An 18,798-nucleotide genomic window follows, 5' to 3' on the forward strand; every position below is an offset into this window, starting at 1 on the left:
CGTCACGCAGGGGCGAAGCGCATCGGATTGAAGTACAGGCCTTTCACGCACTGGGTCGGCGCGCTACGCTCGAAGCCGAAGGACGCGTACACCGGCACCGCATAATTCGACGCGTTGACGGTGAAGGCACCGCTGCCGCCACGCGCAAGCGTTGCGGCGCGCGCGACCTCCCACAGGCGCCGCGCCAGTCCCTGGCGGTGCCAGCGCTTGTCGATGAAGAGGTGAAAGACGTGGCTGTTGTCCCGGATGGCGATGAAGCCGGCCAGCTCGCCGCCGTCGACCGCCACGTGGTACACGTGCCCGGCCGCGATGTAATTGCGGATGCCTTCTTCGTCGTTCTCGCGCAGGAAAGTGCTGGCGCCCTCTGGCGGCGACTCGTGGACGATGAACTCGATGGCGCTGGCGCGCAGCAGGCGCGCGCAGGCGGGCAGGTCGGCGGTCTCGAACGGTCGAATCAGCATGGCGTGCGTGGATTGGTCGAAGCATTAACATACCATACGGTATGCCACCGATAAAGGAGCGGTTGAGGATGTTCGAGGGTGCAGACAAGGGATACCGCTTCGAAATCGCGGCAGCCAGCCGGATCGGCGCCGGTCCCAACCAGCGCCTCGAGAACCAGGACAACTTCCTGGTGATCGACGGCGCCGGCCGCGCTTCCTTCCTGCGTGACGGCCGGCTGCAGACGGCCCAGGTCGCGCACTGGCCGCAGGGGCACCTGCGCCTGGCCGTCATGGACGGCATGGGCGGCCACGGCCACGGGCGCGAGGCGGCCGAGTCGGTCGCGGCCGGCCTGCTCGCGATTCCCGCCTGCGCCGACCTGCCGAGCCTGAGCCGCCACCTGGACAGCCTGCATGCAGCGCTGCAGGCGCGCTTCGACGCCCTGATGGAGGCGGCCCCCAGGCCTGGCACCACACTGACCATGCTCGAGATCCCGCCCGCCGGTGCGCCCCTGCTCTGGCATGCCGGCGACTCGCGCCTCTACGAAATCACGGCGCAGGCGGTTTCTTGCCTGAGCGTGGACCACGTGCCCGCCACCGTGCTGGCGATCGAGGGCCTGCTCGACGAAGACGCCTGGCGCCGCCATGTGCACGGCAGCCACGCGCCCCAGATCGCCCAGGCTTTCATCCTCGGGAACACCCTGCTCAATCCCGCCCGTCTCGACGACGGCCTGGTCGCGCTCGACGAGAACACGCTGCCGCCCTGGCTGCGCGCCCTGCCCGACCGCCGTCCGCTCGCGCTGCGGCTTGACGCGACCTACCTGCTCGCCACCGACGGCTTCTGGTCCTGCCGCGATCCGGCCGAGTTCGTCGCGCGCTGGCCGCGCCTGTTCGGCCAGGGGTCGGCCCAGGCCTGCATCGATGCCCTGTTCGGGGAGATGGAGACCGATCCGCCGGTCGGCCTGCAGCCGGACAACCTGACCGCCATCGTGCTGCGCGTGCATGGCAGCGGCCGCGACGAGACCGCGCTGCCGCAAAGTGCCTGAGACTCGTCAGGTGCTTTACAATAGGAAATAATGCGTTAAATCAACTCCAACCGGCCGGTAGCGCGCGCCACGGCTGGGCGAATCCGCGTAAGCTTCCCCGGTCCACGAGGCCTGCCATGAACCGCTGTCACAACCCCGATCATCCGCACTGCACCGTCTGGGTGATGCCAGGGGACAGCGCCTGCGCGCATGGCCATCCGCAGCCGTCCGCCGTCACGCAAGTGGCGCCTCAGGCTGCACCGATTCCTGCACCCGCCGCCGCGCGAGCGCACCTGCATCCGCATTTGCACATCAGCGGCTTCGACCCGCGCGCCGCCGGCGGCCGCCAGGTCCTGAAGCTCGAACTGCGCGGCATGCCGCAGGGCGCCGCGGCCTCGGTCACCCTGCTGGCCAGCTCGCGACTGCAGCTCGAAAACGGCGAACGCCACAGCTTCACGCGCACCGTGCGCGGCGACTGGCTGCCGGTCTTCCTCGAATTCTCGTCGCGCGGACTCGAACACGGCCAGTACCGCATCGAGCTCGAACTGCACAGCCGCGCGCTGTCCAGCGGCGCTGCCGCGCGCACCTGGATCGCCACCCTGCTGATCCTGGCCCCGCGCGCCGACGCCAGCCTGCACGACATCCACCAGACTTTCCTTGCCACCCACAAGAACGTGCGCGTGCATGCCGACGACGCCTCGATCGCACGCCTGAAGGCCCGCACCGGCGGCGGCGCGCTCGACATCGACCTGCGCGCGACCAACGCCGGCATCGCCCACCTCGACCTCGACAACGAGGGCGGCGGCAAGATCGCCCTCGGCTTTTCCAGCATCGCCTGGGACGAGGACCTGCTCGAGATCGACGTGCCGGAGGAGGCCGCGCAACACCCCTGCCCGGCCGGGACAGCCTGCCTGGTGCAGGAAGATGCCGGCCGCGTGCCACGCTACCTGCGTTTGTTCGCCCTCGACGAATGCGTGATCGGACGCAACGAACCGGGCGCGATCGACGCCGACATCCGCCTGATGCACCATGGCGAATCCGGACTCCTGCTGGAAGGCCTGACGCGCCGCATCTCGGGCCGCCACGCGCTGCTGCGGCGCGGCCGCGAAGGATTCGAGATCGAGGACGTGTCGCGCTATGGCCTGCTGGTCGACGGCACCTGGCCCGGCAAGCATGCGCCGACGCCGCTGCGTCCCGGCATGCGTATCGAACTCACGGCCAGCATTCCCGGCGTTGCCGTGCTCGAAGTGACCGCCGTCCTGCCGAACGGCATCCTGCTGCACCGCCTGGACGCCGGCATGGAGCACGAAGCCTTCTATGTGATGGACCCGGAACGCAAGCTGGACGCCGCTCCGCGCCTGGCCGCGCTCGGGCTGCCGCTGCTGTTCCACCGCGACGGCGGTTTCTGGCACCTCGATCCGCGCAGCGGCATCGAAACCCCGCTGACGCCCACAACCGCCACGGCGGGCCTGTCGGGCTGGCCGCAAGGCGCGCGCTTTGCCGCCCGGCCCTATCCGGAACACCGCAAGGGGCCGTCCACGCAGGTAGCGCGCCAGGAACGGGCGACGCAAGACCGCCGCGCCGCCGGCGCCTGAGTTTGCCCACAAGGCCTTTAATGGCCTTGCGTCAGCATCACGATGAAGATCAGGCCGCAGCCGGCCAGCAGCGCCGCCTGCAATCCGAACACGATCGCCGGGATGCGCAGCTCTTCGGGGATTTTCATGACTCGCCTCCTGAATGCGAGAGAAATCACCGTACCAGCTTACTCCCGGCATGCGCCGGCGGCCACACGCTACTCCTGGAAAACGTCCTCAGGATGCGTCGTGCTCGTCTGCGTCCTCAGGCAGTTCGCGCACCACCCGGAAACCCACGATATCGTTCGACATCACGGCCGAAAAGCCATTGCGCAGCGCCGAGCGCAGGTAGCGCGGGTTGTACAGCCAGGAGCCGCCGCGCAGGATGCGGCGCGCGCGTTCGCCGCCCTCTTCCCAGGCGCTGCCGTCGAGCGGCGCGCCCTCGTAGCTGTCGTGCATGACGTCCTGCACCCACTCCCAGACGTTGCCGTGCATGTCGTGCAGGCCCCAGGGATTCGGCGCGAACGCGTCCACGGGCGTGGTGCCGCGGCGGTACTCGCCGCGCGCGCCGCCGTTCCAGGTGAAGTTGCCATCGTAGTTGGCGAGGCTGGTGTCGATGGCGTCGCCGAAGCTGTAGGCGGTTTTGGTGCCGGCGCGGCAGGCGTATTCCCATTCCGCTTCGCTGGGCAGGCGGTAGCGCTGGCCGGTGCGTTCGCTCAGCCAGGACACGTAACGCTGGGCGTCGCCCCAGGTTACGCCGACCACCGGGTGCCTGTCTGTATGGGGGAAGCCCGGCGCCGACCAGTCGACCTCGCCGTCCGGCTGCCAGCCGGTGGCTTCCACGTAAGCGCGCCATTCCCCGACCGTCACCGGATAGCGGCCCATGGCAAAGGGGCGCGCGATGCCGACCCAGTGCTGGGGCGTCTCGCGCGCCAGCCAGTTCTTCTGCGCGCCGCAGGCCATGGCGATTTTTCTCTCGTGCTCGGGGGAGCCCATCTGGAAGCGGCCGGCGCGCAGCACGACCAGTTCCGGGCCCTCGCCCTCAAGATCGAGGAAGCGGTCGCGCAACAGGGTCGGCGGCACCGCCGGGCTTGGTGCCGGCGGTGCCGAGGGCGCCGGCTGCTGGCGCGCGCGTTCCTGTTCGGCCAGGTAGGCCGCGGCGGCCTTGGCCTGCAGGGCCTTGCGCTGGGCCGCTTCCTGGGCCGCCTCCTGGGCCTGGCGGATCTTCGCCACTTCCTCGTCGCGACGCGCGGCCAACTGCTCGCGCAGCGCTTCGCGGCGGGCACTGCGCGCGGCTTCGGCTTCCAGGCGCTCGCGCTTCTGCTGTTCGCGCAGCTGCTGTCGCGCGACCTGGGCTGCGGCTGCTGCCACGTTGCGGTTGCGTTCGTCCGCCTGGCTGTCGGCGGGCTCGGACACTGGCGCCGGTGCCGGCTCGGCCACTGGCTCTGGCGCCGCAATCGCGGGCTGTTCGGCGACTTCGGCGACTTCGGCGACGATCGTTTCAGGTATGGCAGCAGGCGCATCGGACGCGGCGAGCCGGTCGAGCAGCGCCGTCACGCTTTCCGGGCGCGCCGCCGGATCCTGCGCGAAACCGCTGCGCAAGGCCTCCCATTGGGCATCGCTCAGGTCCTGCGGACGCGGCGGCTCGCCGATGGCCGGCGCCGCCAGTCCCTTCACCATCTGGTGGACCATCACGGCCACCGAATACACGTCGAGCTGGCGCGCCGGCACGCTGCCGGGTGCGCCGGCTTCGGGCGCGCGGTAACCGGGGGTACCCGACAGGGCCGGCGCTTCAAGGGCCGTGCGTCCGCCCGCGCGGGCGCGCGCGGCGATGCCGAAGTCGAGCAGCTTGACGTCGCCGCGCGCGGTCACGAACACATTGGCCGGCTTGATGTCGCGATGGACCAGGCGATGACGCTCCCAGGCATAGTCGAGGGCCTCGGCGACGGGGCGCAGCAGCGCCAGCGTGCGCGCCAAAGGCAGCGCGCCTTCGCGCGCCAGCAAGCTGTCCAGGTCCTCGCCTTCGAGGCATTCCATGATGACGAAATAGCTGCTCGTTGCCGGATCCTGGGCCCAGTCGTAGACGCGCACGATGTGCTCGTGCGCCAGGCGCCGCGCGCGCGTGGCTTCCTGCACCAGCAGCTTGGCATGGCTCGCGCTCTCGGTCAGTTCGGGCGACAGGATCTTCAGCGCCACCTGCGCGCTGTGGCCCAGCTCCGCATGGGTGGCGAGGTCGGTCGCCTGCCACACCTGGCCCATGCCGCCCAGCGCGATCAGGCGTTCGAGGCGGTAGCGGCGGTTCGGCGGGCCGACCTGCTGGCCCGCCATCAGTCCCAGTTCGGTGCCGCGCGCGGACACCGCAACGCTCGGCGCCTGTGCCGGCGCATGGGCGGCATCGAGGATCGCGTTCTTGCGCTGGTCGAATTCCTGCCGGCTCAGCAGGCCGTCCTCGTGCAGCGCGCGCAGCTCGCGGATCTTGTCGATGGCGGTTTGCATCGGCTCAGTGCAAGGGCGCGCCGCAGGCGCCGCAGAAGCGGTCCTCAGGGCGCGCCGGATGACCGTTGGCGCAGGCACGCGCCGCATTTGTCGCGACACCGGCGACGGCCTGGGCCTGCGCAGTCAGCGCCGTCTTGTTGACGTCGTTCTGCAGCGCCAGCAGGTCGAGCTGGTGGCGCCGGTCCTTGTCGACTTCGAGCTCGCGCCGCGCGCGCTCGCGCTCCAGCGTTTCCTGGGTCAGGCGCGCGGCATCTGCCGCACTCAGCGCGCCGCCGGCGGCGACCACGCCGGCCAGCGCCGCCAGCTGGTCGGCGTCCATGCCCGCGTGCACCCGCGTTTTCAGGTAATCGGCCAGCACTGCCGCATTCGGCGCGGCGGCCACGGCCAGCTTGGCCGTGTCATCGAGCTGGCCGATCGCGTCGAGCCGCGTGATGTCGAGGCGCGCCAGTTCCAGGGCGTGCTGGCGCAGGCGCTCTTCGCCCAGCAGCTCGACCTCCTTCGCGGCGCGCGCATGGCGCCCCTCGGCCTCGATCGTGCGCAGCAGCTTTTCGTGCTGGGCGATCGATTCCTGCTGGCCGCCTTCGCGTTTGAGCGCGTCCAGGCGCTGCTTCACGCCTTCGGCTTCCAGGTCCTCGGCGCGCAGCTGTTCGCGCAGGCGGGCCTGGCCCTGCAATTCGAGCCATTCCTCCTCGCGCTCGAGCGCGCGCCGGCGTGAGGTGTTCGCCAGCACCAGCAGGTCGAACTGGGCCTTGTGCTCCTCCTCGTCGAGCGCCTGGGCGCGGCGCGCGGCCTCGTCCTCCGCCGCGCGCAGGCGCGCAAGTTCCGCGCGCTGGCGCGATGCGTCCTCGATCTCTTTCGCCTGCTCGACCTTGTTGCGGATCTGCTGGGTCAGCAGTTGCTGCGAGAAGCGCTGGCGGGCGAGCGTGCGCGCCTGCAGCACCTCCTGCTGCGCCACCTCCAGCGCGCCGCGCATGCGCAGCGCGGCCAGCGCCTGCAGGTGCCGCCACTCGGCCTGTTCGACCGCACGCTGCCCGCGTTTCTGCGCCAGCTCGTGTTCGAGCTCGAGCAGGATCTCGCCGGCGCCACGCTCCACCGCTTCACGGCGCGACTTGGATTCCGCCACGCGCGCGAACAGGTCGAGCTCGCGCGCACGCACGGCCTGGGCCCGTTCGGCATTCGCCAGCGTCAGCTCGGCACGGTCGATGGTGTCGTTCTGGCGCAGTTCCAGCCGGCGCAGGCGCAGGCGCGCCTGTTGTTCCTCGCGCGTGATCTTGTGCCACTCGCCTTCGTCATACAATTCCTCGAGCTGGCGCGCGTGCTCCAGCTTGACGCGCCGTTCGTCGGCGGCCAGCCACAGGGTGCCGATGCGGGCGCGATTGGCGTCGAACTTGTCGTGGCGCAGCGCCAGCGTGTCGACCGCCACCACGCCGAGGCCATAGTCCGCCAGCAGCAGGCGCAGCGCGCCCTGCAGGCGTTCGTCGAATTCGGCACGCAGCTCGCGCCGGCCCGCCATCTCGCGCAGCGAGCGGGCGCCGACGAATTCCGCCGCCAGCTGGCGCACCGCCGGCTGCAGCAATTCCTGCAGCTGGCCGGTCGTCACGGTGCCGGGCATGGTCATGAAATGGCGGGCAAAGGCCGGCACGTTTTCGATCCGGACGTTGACCGTGAACCGGGCGCCGACCGCCAGGTGTTCGGCCGTTTCGAGGTCGTCGAAGGAAAACGCGACCGGCAGCGCATTGGTGCGCGTGACCAGGATCTCGGCGTGGCCGTCGCGCAGCAGGTGGTTCAGGCGCGAGAAGAAGCCCTCGATCTCGTACTCGCCCTGCGGCACTTCGGTGGCCTGGCCGCCCTGCAGGATGTAGGCGCGCGCGGTGGCCGGCACGCGCAGGGTCTTCACGAACAGGCCGGACAAGGCACGCACGCCGAAGAACACGGCTAGCTCGTCGGGACCGGCGATCCAGCGGTTATCGACCAGCACCGGCGTGCGCGGCGCGCCCAGCGTGATGCCGCAGGCCGCGCAATAGCCGGCGCCGCCCGCATTCCTGTGCTCGCAACGTGGGCAGCGGCTGCCGCCAAAACCGAACATCTGGGCCATGATCTGTGTCCTTCCTTTGATGCGTATTCTAGATGATCCCGATCCGCTCGACGCAGGCCAGGCTGGCGCCCTTGCTGCGTAGCGCGTCAAGCAGTCCCGGAGGCAGCTGGGCCTCCCAGGCACGCGGCAGCAGGACGCGGTCGCCCGCCTGGGCTTCGCGCTCGATCAGCGCGCACTTCGGCCCCAGTCCCTCGACCGCTTCGACCAGGCCCGCATGCCAGGCACTGGAGGCGCCGCTGGCGATGATGCGTCCGCGCGGCACGAATTCGCGGCCGCGTGCCAGGCGGTCGGCCAGCACCAGGGCCAGTTCATAGGAATTGCCATGCAGGCCGTCCTGGCCAAAGCGCACCGTGGTGCGCCAGCGCGCGCTTGCTGCGCCGTCGAAGTCGCGGGCGCCGAGCAGAGCCTGGCGCACGGCCTGCTGGCGCACGCCGTCCAGGCCGGGCGCGGCGATCGCGTCCTCGCCTGCTGCCTCCCCCGGCGCCAAAGGATAGACGCTGACCTCGACCCAGCACAGGCTGTCGTTGATGCCGCCGCTATGCAGCGGGAACCAGGCGCGCGCGCTCGACACCGAGACGGCGGCGTCGGGCTGGCCATGCAACGCACCAAGATGGTGCAGATTTCCGGGGCCGCCGCGCAGTGCTGCGGGCGGCAGATCGGTGACCGCGTGGCCTTCGATGCGCCCGCGCTGCCAGTCCTCGGACCAGCCGTTCGCCACGGCGTCGGCGGGCAGGACGATCAGCCCGCGCACGGCGCGGTCGGCCAGCACCACGGCCAGTTCCCAGTCGCGCTCCTGCGCGCCGGGCGCGCGGTCCATGCCGATCACGACCTGGTCGCGGCTGTCGTAGCGCGCTTCCGTGTGGCGCGCCAGGCGCGCAACCTGCGCCATGCGCGCCGCCAGCTGGGGTGCGCCGGGCGCGCTGCATTTGACGTCGGCGCGTCCCCCACGGGGACGGCGCGTGGCGGTGACGGTGACGAAGCCACCGTCCTGCAGCCGGCTGCGTACCGATACGGTCTCGGGCCGCTTGAATACGGGTGCGTTCATGCGTCTTCCTCCGCCAGCACGCGCTTGCGCGCGGCCAGCTCGGCTTCGAGGTTGGCGACGATGCGCTCGGCCTCGTCGAACAGCAGCTCCAAACCTTCGTCCTCGGCCCGTTCGAAGCGCGCCAGCAGGGCCCAGGCTTCGTCGAGCGCTTCGGCCGCGCGCAGGCTGTGGCGCGCGCGGCGCAGCTGATTGTCCGCATCGAGCGGCTGGCCGGGCGCGGCCAGTGCCAGTGCCGGCATGCTGGATGCGGCCAGGCAGACCAGGTCCAGGCGCTGGATCAAGGCCTGCTGCTGGCGGAACAGGTCCTGCCCCTGGGGCAGCGCCGCCTGGCGCACGCGGCACATCACGCAGGGCAGTTCCAGGAACAGGCGGCGCAACGCGCGGGCATCGGCGCGCGCCGGATCGGCCACATCGGGCGCCGGCACTGGCGGCGCGGCTGCCACGAGCGGCGCGGAGACAGGTGCAGGTGCGGCGGCAGCGTGCGCGCGCGCCGCCAGCTCGCGCGCATAGTCGCGCGTACCCGCCAGGTCGACCGGCACGCAATCGTCCACGGTCACGCCGAAGCGGGTGTACAGCAGTTGATTGAAACCGGCGCGGAAGGCATTCCATTCGTCCAGCGTCGTGCAGGGCGGCAGTTCCAGGTTGCCCTGGGCCAGCTCGCGCTGCAGCGCCGCCTCGATGCGCGCGGCCAGCGCCTCGAGCGCCAGGTCGCCCGCCGCTTCGCTGGCCAGGAACAGGTCGAAGCGCTGCTGCGTCATGCGCGGGTCCGGGCTGTCGATCGCAAAATGCAGGCGCAGCCCGATCTCGGGCGCGGCGGCGAACGGCACCAGCTCGCACTGGTAGGGACCGGGATGGAAGCACCAGCCGCTCTCGGCCTCGGTCAGGCTGAGGCGCCCGCCGGCGGCGATGCGGCGCGTGTGGCCGCCCGCGTCGACCGCGACGCCGACGGCGCCGGGCGGCAGCAGGCAGCCCGCGGGCGCGGGACGGGCGACCAGCCGCGTCCCCAATCCCGCGGCATCGAATACGGGCGCACGTGCCATGCGCTTGAACAGGTCGAGCATCATCCGGGCCCCGGCAGGATCGTGAAGACGGCGCCGTGGCGCTGGAAGTGATGTTCCGGCGCCTCAATGAAGGGCCAGGCGCCTTCCAGCTCGCCGTCGCGGTCGAGGCGTCCGGCCAGCAGCTCGGCGCCGGCGCCGTCGAGCACGCGCAGCAGCGGCGCCTCGCGCAGCAGCCGCGCCGCGAAGGGAGCGTCCGCCAGCAGTTGCAGGATCACGCGCCGCCCCTGCGCATCGCCCACGAAATGCAGGCGCCAGCAGCCGTCGTCCGTGGCCAGGTCCAGTAAAGCCTGGGCGCTGTCGGCGGCGCGCAGCATGCCGCTGCTGCCGCGCCAGTCCTCATTCGCGCCGGCGCGCCGCGCCAAAGCCAAAGTGCGCAGGCGCCGCGTGGTCAGGGGCGAGCCTTGCAGCGCGGCGCGTTCGGCCGGCCGCAACGGACGGCTGCCGTCGAGCGCAGCGATCAGCACGGCGTCCGCCAGCATCAGGCGGTCGCCGTCGACCCGCGTTCCCAGCAGCAGGCGCTCGCGCAGCCTGGTATCGGTATTCGTCATTCGCTCCTCCTGCTTCTTTCATCTGGCGCTGCCGTCGCATCCAAGCGTGCGATCGCCGTATCGCGCCGCTTGCGCAAGGTCGGCAGCGACACGGCGTCGAGCGCCGCCAGCTGCGCCATGGTCGGCAAGGCATTCGTGGCCGGGTCGCGCCAGGCATCCGGATAGCTGTCGTCTTCGGGTCCGAGCAGCTTCAGGTAGACGGCCAGGCGCACGGCCGGCGATTCGGATACCAGCATACGCGCGCTCCAGCTGTCCGGCTCCTGCTGCGCCGCCGCTGCCTGTACAAAGCCGGGGGGCAGTGAAACCGCCACGGCGCGCTGCGCCAGTACGGGGTCAATCGTATCGGCCGGCGTGTCCGGCGGCGCATCGAGCACATCGAGCTCGTCTTCCAGCGCCTCCAGGATCAGGTCCGGCCCCGGCGTGCTCGCCGCTTCCGATTCGTCCAGCACGCGCCAGTAATCCTCGAGCCAGGCGGCCGAGGTGTCGGCATCCTGCAGCCAGTCGCGGTCGCGGTTGGCGGACAAGGCTTCGTATTCGCCGATCTCGGCCAGCATCTCGGCTATCTTCGCCGGATTGTCCTTCAGGCTGTCGAAGCGCTTCGAGCGCGTGTGCAGCGGCCCGGGTGCGCCCGTGAAACGCTCCAGGGAAGCGCTCCAGCCCAGGATCCATTCGGGACGGCAGCCGCGGATCGAGGACAGCTGGCGCACCTCGATCGGCAGCGCGCTGTCGAGCGGACGGCCGAGGATGGCGCCGACCTGGGCCCGGTGCTCGCGCCAGCCGGCGAACAGGCGCGCGATCTCGCCATAGGCGGTATCGAGCATGCGGTAGGCGTAGATGCGGTTCGGGCTGCAGGGGCGGCCGCAGGCGACCTGGTAGTTGTCGGCGTCGACCTTGTCGCGCAGCAGGGCGAACATGTCGTTGACCTTCTTGCGCAGCAGCGCTTCGCCGCCGGGCCGGCGCCAGAAGGCGCCCTGGCGCGCGTGCTCGGCGGCCAGCGCGGTGCGCAGCGCTTCCCAGTCGGAGGGGCGCGCGGCCAGCTCGTAGGCCAGCAGCAGGGCCAGTTCCGCGACGCTGTCGCCATAGCTGTTGCCGGCCGCCTGCCCGCGTGGAGTGCGCGCGGCCGCATGCAGGCGCTCGGCCAGCAGGTCCACGTACAGGCCCAGCCCTTCCTCGACCGGCATAGCGGTCAGCAGCCCGTCCAGGTCGCAATGGGCGAAGGCCTCGAGCGAACAGCCCCCCAGCAGCTTGCGCACCTGCTCCCAGCCTGGCTCCTGATACCGGGTTCCCGGCAAACGCATACCTACCTCATGTTCCAGTGACGTATCCGCCCATTAATAGATTTTGCGGATTTTGCAAATGATGCCATAGAAACACAAAAACAAGGCGCGCTGGAGAGCCTTACTTGCCCTTCTGTTCAGGCTTTTGCGCCATGCTGCGCAGCAGGGCGGCGACGATCGGCGCCGCGTGTTCGCCGCCGGTGGCCTCGGAGCGGCTCACGAACGCGGCAAAGGCCAGGCGCCGGTTCTGGCCCGGCAGGCTGCCCGGCTCGAGCCAGCCGGTGAACCAGACCGTGGCCTGGCCTGCGTCGCCGACCGGGGCGGTGCCGGTCTTGCCGAACAGGCCGGGACGCAGGCGCTCGAACTCGGGTGCGCGGAAGGCGCCGGCCGCGGTGCCATGGGTGACGACGCCGTGAAGGCCGGCGCGGATGCGATCAAGGCGCACATCCAGCCAGGCGCCTGGCTGGATCTGCGCCTCCCTTCCATCCAATGCGAGCAGCAGGCGCGGGTTGATCGCCCTGCCCTCGCCCACGGCGCCGGCGGCCAGGGCCATGTGCAGCGGCGTGGCCTGCATGCGCAGGCCGATCGCCATCTGGCGCAGCTCGTGGCGCGAACCGATCGGATCGAAGCCGGCGACGCCGGCCTGCAGCGCATCCCAGCTGCGCCAGTCGTATTCAAGAGGCAGCAGGCCGCCGTCGAGCCGCAAGGACCGTTCGAAGCCGAGCCGCTGGGCCATGGCGAGGATCGGCCGCACCCCGCTGAGCGCCTGCGTGTCGAGCGCGCGCAGGCTGGGCACGCCGCCCTGGGGCTTGCCGAGCAGGCTGGCATCGCTCAGCTCCGCACCCCAGGCGAACCAGGTGTTCAGGCTGTAGGTGAGCGCCTGGGACAGGCCCAGCTTGCCGTCCTGGGCCCGCCGGTCGAGCGTACCGTCGCGGAAGTTCGTGATGCGCGCGCCATTGCCGCCGAACGGGTAAGTGGCGCCATCGGTACGGAAGGCGTAGCCGCGCGCCGTCGCATAGGCATTGATGCCGGCCAGCGGCATGCCGCCCAGCAGCGCGTCGAGACGGGGATCGCTTTTCGCCGCCAGTTCCAGTCCGAGCGCGCTGACGATTTTAAACGTCGAGCCGGGGCTGCGCTCGGCGCCGCCGTCGTGCTGGAAGGCGGCCTGGCGCAGCGGGCTGCGCGCCGGATCGACGCGATCGAAGTCGCGCAGCTCCGGCCAGGGCGCATTCGACTGCAAGCCGCTGCCGGCGGCCGCCAGGATGTCGCCGCTGCCGGTGTCGAGCAGCACCAGGCCGGCCTGGCGCTTCGCCGGCGGCGTGACGCCGCCGCTGCAGCGCGCACCGTCCCACTGGCCACGGCGCAAGCCGACGCAGTCGAGCACCGCCTGGCTGGTGCGCTGCAGGTCCAGGTCGAGCGTCAGCGTGGCCGCGTGTGGACGCCCGCTCGGTGCGGGCAGGCGCGCCAGCATGCCGGCGATGCTGCTGCCGTGGCGCGCGTCCAGTCCCAGCAGGGTCGCCAGGCCTGCAGTGCGCGCGTCGCGCGTCGCACTGCCCGCTTCCCACAGCGGCGCACCGCTGCGGTCGGCCAGCCGCACCGGCACAGGCGCGCCCGTGGCGGCGCGCGCCGGCTGCGCGACCGCTTGCCAGGCCAGCCGGCCATCCTTCACCTGCAGATGGCGATAGGCCGCATCGCCATTCCCGCTCATTGCCGCCAGGTCGAGCGGCGCCGCCTCGATCACGATCCGGCGCGCGCCCGGCTGTGGCGCCAGCACCAGTTCGCGCACCTCGTCGGGCGAGGTGCAGGCACGTCCGCTGCAGACGGCACGGCCGCCGGCCAGGCTTGCGCCTTCGAGCGAGCGAACGCGGCCCGCCAGCATCAACTCGATCCGTTCGTCACCGCGCGCCGGCGCGGGAAGCAGCAGGCTCAGGCGCGCATTACCGCCATGCGCGGGCCAGTCGGCCAGCCGCCGCCAGGGCGCCCAGCCCTGCGGCAGGCTGTCGAACAGGCGCGCGGCGCCCAGCGGCATGGTCTCATTGGTGCCGGCCGCGATATTGCCCGCCTGGGCCAGCCACGCGCCGTCCTGCTGGCCTGGCCGCAGGCGCCAGGCCAGCAGGCGCCGCTCGCCGTTGAAGACGCGTATCTGCTCGCGCACATAGGCGCCATCGGCACGGGCATGCAGACGTTCGAGCAGGCGCCGGCCGTCGGCATCGAGCACCACGCCGTCCCAGGAACGCAGGTCGCCCGTACGCTGCGCCGGATCGGCCGCGCGCCAGGCCGCCAGGTCGCGCGGGACCGTCTCGATCATGCCGTCCGCCGACAGGCGCACCAGGCCGCGCGCCAGCAGGCTGTCGAACAAGGCGCCGTCTTCCAGCGCGGCCGGGGCCTCGCCGGGAACGCGGTAGTCGCCCGGCGCCAGGCGCGCGCTGCGCACCGGACCGTGCTCGGGAAACGCGGCCACGAAGGCACCGCCGGCGCCGCCGGGAACATAGGCGCTCAGCACCAGTTCGCCGCCCTGGGCGCACGCGGCACTGGCGCGGCGCGCGATGCGCAGCGCCTTGTCCTCGCCCCAGACCAGCCAGCCCTCGCGGTCCAGCAGCGCCGTCCCCTTGCTGCCGCGCGCGATGGCGCCGGCACTGGCGTCGCCGACCCAGCGCGCCTCCCCCTGCCAGCTCAGGCGCAGGGGCGCGCCCAGCGCACCCGTGATGTCGACCCGCGGCATGCTCGCCCCCGCCAGCACGACGTTGCGCAGCGTGACCGGATTCGCGCCGCCGGCATTGCGCCCGGCCCAGCGCGCGACCTCGGCAAACGGATAGCCGATGCGCAGCGGCGCCAGCCGTCCGCCGCTGCCCGCCAGCGCCTGGCTGCACAGGTCGATCACGAGCGGCCGTTCGGCGCGCATGTTCGAGAGCACCAGCAAGGCGCCGCCCGGCTGTGCGCCCAGCTTGACGCCGGAAGTGGACGGGACGCTGAAGGCGATGCCCGGCAGCGCCGGCTGGAAGGCGCCCAGGCTGCGCACCGGCCCGCCTTGCGCGGCCGCCGGCGCGACGGCGGCGAGCGAACGCGCGTGCTGCGCGATCAGGAGCGCGCCGCCGGCCACCAGGCCGAGTGCCGGCAGCGCCAGCCACAGGCGCGGCCCCGGTTGCCAGGAGACGGCCAGGGTGCGCGGCTTGCCGTGTGTGCGCCCTGCACGCAGGTTGCGCGCGCGGCGCCATGCGCGGCCGTTGGCGGCCAGTCCGGCGAATACCGTGGCGAACATCGACTCCTCCCCTGTCGCGCGACCGGAATCGGCCGCATCCGCCCACGCCTAGCGGAGGGGAACGGAAAAGCCCGCTCTTAACGCCGAGTTGAGCGACGTTGGCAGCAGCGCGTCGGCCCTCCTTTTGTGCAGGCCATCCCGCTTTTCATGCACCTCGTCGCAATCCGATGGAGGTCACGAAGGGCTTTGACTACAGTGCACACATCGCAAACCCACCCGCAAGGAGACACACCGTGAACATCGCCAAGCACATGGAAGCCGTTTTCGTCGTTGCCCTCGCCGCCGTGAGCTGCGCCAGCTTCGTGGGCAGCCCGCTGGAGCAAGCCCAGGCCCGCCCGGCCGCCATCCAGGATTCGAGCATCGCCACCGAAACCAAGATGGCCGTGGTCGTCGTGAAGGGCAAGCGTCCGGGCGCAGGACAGGCACAACAGCCGACCGTGCTGGCCGATCGCAGCAAAGCCGGGAGCCGCATTTGATTGCCCGCGTGCGCCGGGGCGCCTGATCAGGCGTACCCGGGCCCCCGCTTTTCCTCGCTTCACTCCCCCGCTTTTTCTCCCCTGTTGCTGTCGCGCTGCTGCAATCTGTTTCAGTTGTAAGCACATGCGTCAAACGCACCATTTCGCTCAAGCGATTGATATATTGAATCATCCGCTTTTGGAGATGGAGAACGAACATGAAATCCCGCCTCGCCGCTTTTCCCCTGAAGTTTGCTGCCTTGATCGCCCTCGGTGCCGGCGCCTACGCGCCCCTGCCGTCGATGGCACAAAACGTCGAACTGTACATCGGCTCGGCCCCGCCGGCGCCGCTGTACGAACGCGCGCCCGCCGTGCGCCGCGGCTACATCTGGTCGCCGGGCTACTGGGAGTGGCGCGGCCACCGCCACTTCTGGGTCCCGGGCAGCTACATCGTCGAGCGCCCCGGCTACGTGTATGCGCCACCCGCGTGGCAACAGCGCGGCGGCCGCTGGTACATGCAGCAGGGTTACTGGAGCCCGCGCGGCGACGGCTACCGCGGCCAGGGCTTTTATGACAACCGCGGCTACCGAGACGGCTACCGCGGCGACGGCTACCGCGACGGCTATGCCTACCGCGACCGCGACCGCGACGGCGTGCCCGACCGCTACGAGCGCCACGGGCGCATGCGCGACACCGACCGCGACGGCATCCCGAACCGCTACGACCGCGACCTCGACAACGACGGCGTGCCGAACCGCCGCGACCGCGACATCGATGGCGACGGCGTCCGCAACGAGCGCGATTACCGTCCGGAAAACCCGTATCGCCGGTAAGCGCCAAGCACTCTCCCGGAAGCGCCCTGCGGGGCGCTTTTTTGTGTCCGGATCAAAAGCGGTTATCCTGTCGCGATGACCGACCTCGACCGCCTGCAGGGCGCCGCCAACCGTACCGAACTTGCCGCCAGCCGCAAGCTGGCCCTGCAACAGCAGCTGCCGCTCGCTGAAGCGCTGCGCATCACCCTCGCCGCCAGCGCCGGCGCAGCCGGGCTGCCCGCCCTGCTGGCCGAGCGCGCCGCCCTGCGCGAATCCGAACGCGCCCGTGCGCTGGCGCGGCGATCCGCACGCGCTGCAAGCCTGGCCCTGCGCCAGGCCCGCCACGCCGGCACCCCGACCGCCTGGCGCGCCTGGTTCGACGGTTCGGCGCGGCCCAATCCCGGCCGCTGCGGCATCGGTGCGCGCCTGCTCGGACCAGACGGCCAGCTAATCGAGCTGTCGCAGTCGGCCGGCTACGGCAACAGCAGCGAAGCCGAGTACCTGGCCCTGATCGCCGTGCTGGAGGCGGCCCTCGCCAACGGTGCGCGCGAACTCACCGTCTACGGCGACAGCCGGGTCGTGCTCGACGACGTCGCCGCGCCCGAGCGCAAATGCGCCGCCGCGCTGCAACACTACCGCGCACGCGCGCTGGCCCTGCTGGCGCGCCTGCCCGGCACCACGCTGCGCTGGGTGCCGCGCCACAAGAACCTGGACGCCGACGCGCTCTCCCAGCGCGCCAGCAGCCCACCTCTACTAGCATCCGATGCAATCAGCACCTGAACTGGCCGCCTGGCGCCCGCGCCTGGCCGCCCTCGCCGCGTCCAGCGGCGACGACGACGGCGCCCACGACGCCAGCCACCTGGAACGCGTCTGGCGCAGCGCCCAGGCCCTGCTCGAACACCATCCCGAAGCCGACGCGCTGGTCGTACTGGCCGCCTGCTACCTGCACGACCTGGTCAACCTGCCGAAGGACCATCCCGAGCGCGCCCGGGCTTCCATCATGGCGGCGCGCCTGGCGCGCAGCGAACTGGCGCGGCTGGGCTTTCCCGCCGACCGGCTGGACGACGTCGCGCACGCGATCGAGGCGCACAGCTTCTCGGCCGCTGTTCTTCCGCGCACGGTCGAGGCGAAGATCGTGCAGGACGCCGACCGGCTCGACGCGCTCGGCGCCGTCGGGTTGGCGCGCATGTTTTATATCTCGGGACGCCTGGGCCGCGCGCTGGCGCATCCGACCGATCCGCTGGCACTCGGCCGTGAGAACGACGACGGCGCCTGGACGCTCGACCACATCATGGTCAAGCTGGCGCGCCTGCCCGGCATGATGCAGCTGGAGGCCGGCCGTGCGCTCGCCGAGGCCCGCCTGGCGCGCCTCCTGGCCTTCCGCGAGGAATTCGCGGCCGAGTGGCTGGGACAGGCCGCATGAACGCCCCGCTGCCCGCCAACACCCAAGCCGCCGGCGGCAAGCTCGCCGGGGGTAAGCTTGCTGGGGGTAAGCTCGGTTTCGTGCTGGTCAGCGTCTTCATCGACGTGCTCGGCATCGGGCTGATCATCCCGGTCATGCCGCTGCTGGTCGGCCAGTTCGTGCCGGGACGCGACGAGCAGGCGCTGTGGTTCGGCATCCTGGCGGCCGTGTTCGGCCTGCTGCAGTTCCTGTTCATGCCGATGCTGGGCGCAATCAGCGACCGCGTCGGGCGCCGTCCGGTGCTGCTGTATTCGATGGCCGGCATGTGCCTGAACTTCCTCGTCACGGCCTGGGCGCCGAGCCTGGCCTGGCTTTTCGTCGGGCGCGCCATCGGCGGCGTGTCGGCGGCCAGCATGTCGGTCGCCTCGGCCTACGCCTCCGACGTCTCGACGCCCGAGAACCGTGCCAAGAGCTTTGGCAAGATCGGCGCCGCCTTCGGCATCGGTTTCATTTGCGGTCCGGTACTGGGCGGCCTGCTGGGCGAGATGTCGCTGACGCTGCCCTTCTGGGTGGCCGCCGCCCTCGCCGGACTCAACCTGCTCTACGGCTGGCGCTTCGTTCCCGAATCCCTCCCTGAACGGGTGCACGGCCCCTTCGACTGGCAGCGCGTGAATCCCCTGCGCGCCTTGCAACGCCTGTTCGGACGCAAGGACATCCGCGGCCTGGTGATCGTGTTCACGCTGAGCATCTTCGCCCAGATGATGACGCAAGGCACCTGGGTGCTGTACACCACCTTCCGCTTCGGCTGGACCCCGCGCGACAACGGCATCGCCCTGTTCTGCGTGGGCCTGGCCACGGTCCTGGTCCAGGCCTGGCTGCTGGCAATCCTGCTGCGGCGCCTAGGCGAGGCGCGCCTGGCAGTGCTCGGACTGGCCTCCGGTGCGATCACCTATGTGCTGTACGGCCTGGCAAGCCAGGGCTGGATGATGTACCTCTTCATCTGCTGCAATCTGCTGGCCTTTGCGGCCGGCCCGGCCCTGCAAGCGATCGTCTCGCGCGCCACCGATGCCGGCGAACAGGGAGAGCTGATGGGTTCGCTTCAGTCGATCAACAGCATCGGCGTGATCGTGATGCCGCTGATCGGCTCGGCCATCTTGGGCACTGTCAGCCACTTGCCGCCGAGCGACCCGCGCATCGGCAGCACCTTCTTCGTGTCGGCTGCGATGCAGGCACTGGCCGTGGTGGCGGCGCTACGCTATTTCCGCCAGCGCCGCGGCACGAACGCATGAAGATTCCACCAGAAAACCCGTTT

The 18,798-nt window shown here is 71.0% G+C and carries 15 protein-coding genes; 7 read left to right on the plus strand and 8 right to left on the minus strand.

The window, feature by feature from the left end; genetic code table 11:
• Positions 1-2: 2 nt before the first annotated feature.
• Entirely contained in the window at positions 3-461 is a 459-nt protein-coding gene (locus C2862_RS15575) for a GNAT family N-acetyltransferase (RefSeq protein WP_136221060.1), read from the minus strand.
• A gap of 68 nt (positions 462-529) precedes the next feature.
• Between C2862_RS15575 and C2862_RS15580 the strand changes: the two genes are divergently transcribed.
• Together C2862_RS15580 and C2862_RS15585 are read left to right on the plus strand one after the other, a co-directional pair.
• Positions 530-1,483 (plus strand): PP2C family serine/threonine-protein phosphatase, encoded by a 954-nt coding sequence (locus C2862_RS15580; RefSeq protein ID WP_136221061.1) that lies wholly within the window; start codon positions 530-532, stop codon positions 1,481-1,483.
• 116 nt (positions 1,484-1,599) lie between these two features.
• A complete protein-coding gene (locus C2862_RS15585) occupies positions 1,600-3,057 on the plus strand; it encodes an FHA domain-containing protein (RefSeq protein WP_136221062.1) in 1,458 nt (485 codons plus the stop codon).
• A 216-nt stretch (positions 3,058-3,273) separates the two neighbouring features.
• Here C2862_RS15585 and C2862_RS15590 read toward each other — a convergent pair whose 3' ends face one another.
• The 7 genes from C2862_RS15590 to C2862_RS15620 form a co-directional block, all read right to left on the minus strand.
• The gene (locus tag C2862_RS15590) at positions 3,274-5,532 is read right to left on the minus strand and encodes an SUMF1/EgtB/PvdO family nonheme iron enzyme (protein WP_136221063.1); all 2,259 of its coding nucleotides are present in this window, start codon (positions 5,530-5,532) and stop codon (positions 3,274-3,276) included.
• Between the two features lie 4 nt (positions 5,533-5,536).
• Positions 5,537-7,627, minus strand: a complete 2,091-nt coding sequence (locus tag C2862_RS15595; RefSeq protein WP_136221064.1) for an SPFH domain-containing protein — start codon at positions 7,625-7,627, stop codon at positions 5,537-5,539.
• A gap of 28 nt (positions 7,628-7,655) precedes the next feature.
• Positions 7,656-8,672 (minus strand): hypothetical protein, encoded by a 1,017-nt coding sequence (locus C2862_RS15600; RefSeq protein WP_136221065.1) that lies wholly within the window; start codon positions 8,670-8,672, stop codon positions 7,656-7,658.
• Positions 8,669-9,736, minus strand: coding sequence for a hypothetical protein (locus C2862_RS25920; protein ID WP_136221066.1), 1,068 nt, complete (start codon positions 9,734-9,736; stop codon positions 8,669-8,671). The genes C2862_RS15600 and C2862_RS25920 overlap by 4 nt, the downstream gene beginning before the upstream one ends.
• Positions 9,733-10,281 carry a hypothetical protein gene (locus C2862_RS15610; protein WP_136221067.1) on the minus strand — a complete coding sequence of 183 codons (549 nt, stop codon included), beginning with the start codon at positions 10,279-10,281 and terminating at the stop codon, positions 9,733-9,735. Before C2862_RS15610 ends, C2862_RS25920 begins: the two co-directional genes overlap by 4 nt.
• A complete protein-coding gene (locus C2862_RS15615; RefSeq protein WP_136221068.1) occupies positions 10,278-11,579 on the minus strand; it encodes a hypothetical protein in 1,302 nt (433 codons plus the stop codon). The genes C2862_RS15610 and C2862_RS15615 overlap by 4 nt, the downstream gene beginning before the upstream one ends.
• Before the next feature lie 100 nt (positions 11,580-11,679).
• Complete coding sequence (locus tag C2862_RS15620; RefSeq protein ID WP_136221069.1) at positions 11,680-14,817, minus strand: penicillin-binding transpeptidase domain-containing protein; 3,138 nt, start codon at positions 14,815-14,817, stop codon at positions 11,680-11,682.
• Positions 14,818-15,050: 233 nt separating this feature from the next.
• On the opposite strand from C2862_RS15620, the gene C2862_RS15625 reads away from it, so the two are divergent.
• From C2862_RS15625 to C2862_RS15645, 5 genes are all read left to right on the plus strand, one after another.
• Positions 15,051-15,293, plus strand: coding sequence for a hypothetical protein (locus C2862_RS15625; protein ID WP_136221070.1), 243 nt, complete (start codon positions 15,051-15,053; stop codon positions 15,291-15,293).
• A 197-nt stretch (positions 15,294-15,490) separates the two neighbouring features.
• Positions 15,491-16,105, plus strand: a complete 615-nt coding sequence (locus C2862_RS15630) for a thrombospondin type 3 repeat-containing protein (protein WP_136221071.1) — start codon at positions 15,491-15,493, stop codon at positions 16,103-16,105.
• A gap of 75 nt (positions 16,106-16,180) precedes the next feature.
• Positions 16,181-16,864 carry a ribonuclease HI family protein gene (locus C2862_RS15635; protein ID WP_136221072.1) on the plus strand — a complete coding sequence of 228 codons (684 nt, stop codon included), beginning with the start codon at positions 16,181-16,183 and terminating at the stop codon, positions 16,862-16,864.
• Positions 16,848-17,507 carry an HD domain-containing protein gene (locus tag C2862_RS15640; RefSeq protein WP_136221073.1) on the plus strand — a complete coding sequence of 220 codons (660 nt, stop codon included), beginning with the start codon at positions 16,848-16,850 and terminating at the stop codon, positions 17,505-17,507. The genes C2862_RS15635 and C2862_RS15640 overlap by 17 nt, the downstream gene beginning before the upstream one ends.
• Positions 17,504-18,775 (plus strand): MFS transporter, encoded by a 1,272-nt coding sequence (locus tag C2862_RS15645; RefSeq protein WP_136221074.1) that lies wholly within the window; start codon positions 17,504-17,506, stop codon positions 18,773-18,775. Before C2862_RS15640 ends, C2862_RS15645 begins: the two co-directional genes overlap by 4 nt.
• Positions 18,776-18,798 lie beyond the last annotated feature (23 nt).

It is taken from the genome of Massilia sp. Mn16-1_5, assembly GCF_004798585.1.
Lineage (GTDB): Bacteria > Pseudomonadota > Gammaproteobacteria > Burkholderiales > Burkholderiaceae_D > Telluria.

Bases quoted from the DNA above. Each gene is read 5' to 3' on its own strand.
- C2862_RS15575 (WP_136221060.1), bottom strand. From the start codon at position 461: ATGCTGATTCGACCGTTCGAGACCGCCGACCTGCCCGCCTGCGCGCGC.
- C2862_RS15580 (WP_136221061.1), top strand. From the start codon at position 530: ATGTTCGAGGGTGCAGACAAGGGATACCGCTTCGAAATCGCGGCAGCC.
- C2862_RS15585 (WP_136221062.1), top strand. From the start codon at position 1,600: ATGAACCGCTGTCACAACCCCGATCATCCGCACTGCACCGTCTGGGTG.
- C2862_RS15590 (WP_136221063.1), bottom strand. From the start codon at position 5,532: ATGCAAACCGCCATCGACAAGATCCGCGAGCTGCGCGCGCTGCACGAG.
- C2862_RS15595 (WP_136221064.1), bottom strand. From the start codon at position 7,627: ATGGCCCAGATGTTCGGTTTTGGCGGCAGCCGCTGCCCACGTTGCGAG.
- C2862_RS15600 (WP_136221065.1), bottom strand. From the start codon at position 8,672: ATGAACGCACCCGTATTCAAGCGGCCCGAGACCGTATCGGTACGCAGC.
- C2862_RS25920 (WP_136221066.1), bottom strand. From the start codon at position 9,736: ATGATGCTCGACCTGTTCAAGCGCATGGCACGTGCGCCCGTATTCGAT.
- C2862_RS15610 (WP_136221067.1), bottom strand. From the start codon at position 10,281: ATGACGAATACCGATACCAGGCTGCGCGAGCGCCTGCTGCTGGGAACG.
- C2862_RS15615 (WP_136221068.1), bottom strand. From the start codon at position 11,579: ATGCGTTTGCCGGGAACCCGGTATCAGGAGCCAGGCTGGGAGCAGGTG.
- C2862_RS15620 (WP_136221069.1), bottom strand. From the start codon at position 14,817: ATGTTCGCCACGGTATTCGCCGGACTGGCCGCCAACGGCCGCGCATGG.
- C2862_RS15630 (WP_136221071.1), top strand. From the start codon at position 15,491: ATGAAATCCCGCCTCGCCGCTTTTCCCCTGAAGTTTGCTGCCTTGATC.
- C2862_RS15635 (WP_136221072.1), top strand. From the start codon at position 16,181: ATGACCGACCTCGACCGCCTGCAGGGCGCCGCCAACCGTACCGAACTT.
- C2862_RS15640 (WP_136221073.1), top strand. From the start codon at position 16,848: ATGCAATCAGCACCTGAACTGGCCGCCTGGCGCCCGCGCCTGGCCGCC.
- C2862_RS15645 (WP_136221074.1), top strand. From the start codon at position 17,504: ATGAACGCCCCGCTGCCCGCCAACACCCAAGCCGCCGGCGGCAAGCTC.